Genomic DNA, 2,210 nt, shown 5'->3' with positions numbered 1-2,210 from the left:
TGTCAACGGCGGTGCGATTTCCTGCCAGAGGGCAGCACAAAATCCGGCCAGTTCCAGCGTGATCGGCGCCCCGGCAGACGCGCTCCCTATGTAGCTGGCGGTTGCCGGGGCGCCTTGGTCCGCGAGGACCAAACGACATCCCTGCTCAGGATTTCTGCTTGATCTGGCGGGACCGGCTTTGAGCGAGCCGATAGCTGTCACCGTTCATCTCCAGGATGCTGACATGGTGGGTCAGCCGGTCCAGCAGGGCACCCGTAAGGCGCTCCGATCCGAAGGTTTCCGTCCATTCGTCGAAGGGCAGGTTCGAGGTGATGAGGATGGAGCCACGCTCGTATCGCTGGGAGATCAGTTCGAACAGCAGCTCGGCGCCGGTCTTGCTGAGAGGAACGAAGCCCAGTTCGTCGATGATCAGCAGCCTCTGCTTTACCAGTTGCTTCTGGAGGCGCAGGAGCTGACGGTCGTCGCGTGCTTCCATCAACTCGTGCACGATGGCGGCGGCGGTGGTGAACCGGACCGCCAGCCCTTTCTGGCAGGCGGCCAGGCCGAGACCGAGCGCCACGTGGGTCTTGCCGGTGCCGCTGGGCCCCAGGGCGATGACGTTCTCGCAGCGGTCGATCCATTCGCAGCGGGCGAGTTCCAGAACCTGCATCTTGTTGAGCGACGGGATCGCGGCGAAGTCGAAGCTGTCGAGGCTCTTGGTGGCCGGGAACCGTGCCGCCTTGATCCGGCGCTCGATCATACGCCGCTCGCGGTCGATGAGTTCCTGTTCGACAAGGCGGGCGAGGAACTGGACGTGATCGCGCCCTCCGGCGGCGCAGATGCGGGCCTGCTTGTCGTATTCCCGCAGGATGGTGGGCAGCTTCAGCTTCTTGAGCTGGTGGTTCAACAGGATCTGCGGCGCCTCGGTCATGTCGGGGCACCGGCGGTCAGGCACAGGTATGCGGCTGGTGATGTCGTCGCCACCTTCGCCCTTGGCAGGTAAGGATAGACATCGAGGTCGAGCCTCGGAGGTCGACGTTCGACCCGGCACAGCACCAGGTGCTTCACCGCGTCGAAGCTGATGGCGCCCATCTGAAGGGCGGTCCGGACTGCAGCATGGACCTCCTCCATCTCGAAGCTTTCGAGCAGCCGGAGGACCTGCACATACTCGCGTCGCCCGGCCTTGAGCAGGCGAACTTCCATCAGCCGTTGCAGGGTGGCGAACGCCTTTGGCAGCTCCCATCTTGCCAGCGGTGCAGCCTGCTCGAAGGCATTTATCTTCTTCTCGATCAACGGCAGGTAGTGGATCGGGTCGAAGACCATGTCCTCGCGGTCGTAGCTGCGCTGGTGCCGCGCGATGACCTCGCCGCCACATCCGATCACGACCCGGTCGACATAGGCGCGGATCCAGACATCACGGTGACCATAGGCGACGGGCACGGAGTAGTCGTTGGTCTTGTAGCGCACCAAGGCGAGCGAGCTGACGCACCCCGATGCCTGGTCACAGGCTTCGAAGGGCGTGCCTGGCAAGGGCGCCATCGCTTCCAGATCGCGCTGGAGACGTTCGCCAATCGTCTCGGTGTGTCCGCGCAACCTATCCGTCTGCCGCTTCCGGCACTGCTCTTCGAGCCAGTCGTTGAAGGCATCCCAGGTCGGGAAGTCCGGGATAGGCACCATGAAGTTACGCCGGGAATAGCCGACCAGGCCTTCAACCGCCCCCTTGTCATTCCCCTTGCCTGGTCGGCCATAACGATCCCGGATCACGTAGTGGGACAGCATCTCGCTGAAGAGCCGCGCCCGCCTGCGCGTCCCATCCGGCTCGATCTTCGCCACCAGGCACCGGTCGTTGTCGTAGAGGATCGACAGGGGCACGGTGCCAAAGAACGCGAAGGCGTGGACATGCCCGTCCATCCAGGCCTCGGCCGTCGCCGCCGGATAGGCCCGGACGTAGCAGGCATCGCTGTGCGGCAGATCCATGGCGAAGAAATGCGCTTTCCGTTCGACGCCACCGATCACCACCACCGCCTCGCCGAAGTCGGCCTGGGCGTGACCGGGCGCATGCTCGAGCGGCACGAACATCTCACGGTGACGACGACCGTGTTCCCGCACGTAGTCCTTGATGATGGTGTAGCCGCCCGTGAACCCATGCTCGTCACGGAGCCGTTCGAAGATCCGTTTGGCCGTGTGGCGCTGCTTGCGCGGCCGGTCCCGATCCTCGGACAGCCACTGAT

General features: G+C 64.1%; 2 protein-coding genes. Both read right to left on the bottom strand.

What is annotated here, in order from left to right; all coding sequences use genetic code 11:
• Positions 1-145 precede the first annotated feature (145 nt).
• Positions 146-910, bottom strand: a complete 765-nt coding sequence (gene istB, locus EU800_RS25885) for an IS21-like element helper ATPase IstB (RefSeq protein ID WP_129636333.1) — start codon at positions 908-910, stop codon at positions 146-148.
• Positions 907-2,210: IS21 family transposase (istA, locus tag EU800_RS25880; RefSeq protein WP_129636332.1), on the bottom strand; the 1,304-nt coding region annotated here is incomplete at its 5' end. The genes istA and istB, both read right to left, overlap by 4 nt.

The organism is Tropicimonas sp. IMCC6043, from assembly GCF_004146235.1.
Classification (GTDB): domain Bacteria; phylum Pseudomonadota; class Alphaproteobacteria; order Rhodobacterales; family Rhodobacteraceae; genus Tropicimonas.
Note: the sequence above shows the minus strand (reverse complement) of the source record. Positions and strands in the feature narration are given on the sequence as shown.

What these genes read in the sequence shown, in the direction of transcription:
- istB (WP_129636333.1), bottom strand. Translation starts at nt 910, where the DNA reads ATGACCGAGGCGCCGCAGATCCTGTTGAACCACCAGCTCAAGAAGCTG.